The 2,722-nt window shown below is 31.8% G+C and carries 2 protein-coding genes and 1 pseudogene; all 3 read left to right on the top strand.

Annotated elements, in window-relative coordinates; all coding sequences use genetic code 11:
• Nucleotides 1-158: 158 nt before the first annotated feature.
• Nucleotides 159-1,067 carry a glycoside hydrolase family 43 protein gene (locus Q0649_RS08720; protein ID WP_298840323.1) on the top strand — a complete coding sequence of 303 codons (909 nt, stop codon included), beginning with the start codon at nucleotides 159-161 and terminating at the stop codon, nucleotides 1,065-1,067.
• A 331-nt stretch (nucleotides 1,068-1,398) separates the two neighbouring features.
• Nucleotides 1,399-2,262 carry a sialate O-acetylesterase gene (locus Q0649_RS08715; protein WP_298840321.1) on the top strand — a complete coding sequence of 288 codons (864 nt, stop codon included), beginning with the start codon at nucleotides 1,399-1,401 and terminating at the stop codon, nucleotides 2,260-2,262.
• Nucleotides 2,263-2,451: 189 nt separating this feature from the next.
• Nucleotides 2,452-2,722, top strand: a pseudogene (locus tag Q0649_RS08710) (hypothetical protein); the annotation flags it as partial.

Here is a 2,722-nt window from a genome sequence, read left to right as displayed (position 1 = left end):
ATACAAATACCTATCATATAAATATTCTTTTTCATTAGTTATCCTCCATTTTCATCAATATTATTATAGATATTTAAAATAGAAAAAATCCAGGTACCTCAACGCTTGAGATACAATACTAGATTAATTTAAAGTTATTCTAAGGAGGAATTAATTTTATGAATAAAAGTAAAGTGGGTAATCCAATATCTAAAGGATGGTATGCAGATCCAGAAGCTAGAATCTTTAATGATACATACTGGATTTATCCAACATATTCTGCTTCATATGAAGAGCAAACTTATTTTGATGCTTTTTTTTCAAAAGATCTTATTACATGGACCAAGGTAGAAAACATTTTAGAAAAAAAAGACTTTTCATGGGTGACAAAGGCAATATGGGCACCATCACCAATAGAATTTAAGGGTAAGTTCTATATTTATTTTGCGGCAAATGATATACAAAGTGATTTTGAATTAGGAGGCATAGGTGTAGGCGTATCAGATACTCCTAATGGTCCGTTCAAAGATGCACTTGGGGAGCCCATAATAAAACAGTTTTATAATGGAGCTCAACCTATTGATCCGCATGTTTTTCAAGACAAAGATGGAACTATGTATCTTTATTATGGTGGATGGGGTCATTGTAACATAGTAAAACTTAATGAAGATATGATTAGCATTGGTAAGTTTGATGATGGACAAAGGATCAAGGAAATAACTCCTAAGGATTATGTAGAAGGTCCTTGTATGATAACAAGGAATGATAAATACTATTTTATGTGGTCGGAAGGTGGTTGGGGCGGGGATAATTACTGCGTAGCCTATGCAATATCAAATTCACCTGAGGGACCATTCATACGAAAAGGAAAGATTTTAGAAAAAGATTATACTGTTGCGGTAGGAGCAGGGCATCATGGAATGATAAATGTGCCCAATACAGATAAATGGTATATAGTATATCATAGACGCCCACTAGGAGAGACAAATTCAAATCATAGGGTTGTGTGTGTAGATAAACTTTTCTTTAATGAGGATGATACAATTCAACCGGTGAAAATGACTTTTTTAGGCGTTAAACCTGTTTGATTATAGTAGCGGAAAATAAACAAATAATTTATATAAACTGCTAGATCAAACCCATTTAATAGTATATAAAGACTATGCGGATATAATAATTCCCATAGTCTTTATTTGTTAATTTAATGATAATTTGGTACTACCTATTATGAAACCTGAACTAGGGATTGGATACTATAAACGTATAATATTAAAACAATGTTATTTGAACTATTATTTATATCTTCCGAATTTTCACTTAAATATGCAAAACAAACAAGCACGAGTTTAAAAACTGAACCTTATAGTTTGTGATATAATTATACAATAATGTAAATATATTAATTGGAGTTGATGTAGAATGAAAAAAATAAAAGTGACCGTAACATCATTACAACATTGTATAGTTTCAGCTAAAGCTGTTGATTTAGTGATGTTTATGGGACAATCGAACATGGCTGGACGTGGAACTGACCTAAGTGTTGCAACCAGTTTAAATGATGGTGAAGGTTATGAATTTAGAGCAATTTCAGACCCGACTAAATTATATAAAGCGGTGGAACCATTTGGAGTCAATGAAAACAATGCAAGTGGAATTGCAGAAGTGGGAATGAAAACAGGGTCGCCAGTAACTTCATTCATGAAGAGTTATTACAAATATACTAAAGTACCTATAGTTGGTATATCAGCATCAAAAGGTGGTTCTGCTATTAGCACATGGCAACCAAATGGTGCATATCTTAATGATTCAATAGGAAGGTTAGATAGTGCTAAAACATGGTTGAAAGCTAATGGTTATAGAATAAGACGCTGTTTTATGGTTTGGTTACAAGGCGAAACCGATGGTGACAATAACACTACCAAAGCTGATTACACAAATGGAATTACGGCTATGATTGAAGAGATGGTTAATAACCAAGAAATTGAAAAATGTTTTTTAATTAGAATAGGAAACCACAGGGACTTGCCGTCGCAATATGACAATATAATTTCAGCACAAACAGATTTATGTAGAACGTATAATAAGGCAGTTATGATTTCTACAAGACTTACAAGTTATGCAGTTGCAGGACTTATGAAAGACACATTCCATTATTTTCAGCCTGCTTATAATGAATTTGGAACAGAAGCCGGAGCCAATACAGCATTTTATGTTAACAATGTTAAAGAGCCAACTATGTATGATACTAAATATGATAGTTTATATTTTACACACAAGAATTAATACAGAGCACGTCTTAGTTCCTTAATCATTTCATGTAAGGGTTACCCCAATTTAGGGCAATCTTTTTCTTCACTCTTAAGACGAACAGAGTTATTAAAATCTTCTTTATAAAAAAGATTTAAATGTTATAACATTTGTATTACACTTGAAATGTAATATTGTTATAACAATCAATGAAAGGAGAACTTTATGAAAATTAAATATGATAAACAACCATTTGTTCAGGTAAAAGGGTTTGGGCAAGAGCATGCAAGGGAAGGTTATGAAGATATTATTAAGAAGCTAAAGGAGAAACTCTTAGACATTAATAATAAACAGAAAGTGTTACTTATTGATATGTACCCTGGAGTAAGAGTTTCTGAGGTTAAGGGAAATTTAATAGATGATTTAAATCCATCGATCACATATTATACTGATGATTTAATTTTTGAAGATAATGAAACAGTAAACAATAAAATAA

The organism is uncultured Clostridium sp., assembly GCF_937920395.1.
Taxonomy (GTDB): Bacteria; Bacillota; Clostridia; order Clostridiales; family Clostridiaceae; genus Clostridium_AD.
The sequence above is the reverse complement of the archived record's forward strand: the minus strand, read 5'-3'. Positions and strand labels throughout refer to the sequence as shown.

Excerpts from the sequence above, each read along its gene's own strand:
- Q0649_RS08720 (WP_298840323.1), top strand. The coding sequence starts at position 159 with ATGAATAAAAGTAAAGTGGGTAATCCAATATCTAAAGGATGGTATGCA.
- Q0649_RS08715 (WP_298840321.1), top strand. The coding sequence starts at position 1,399 with ATGAAAAAAATAAAAGTGACCGTAACATCATTACAACATTGTATAGTT.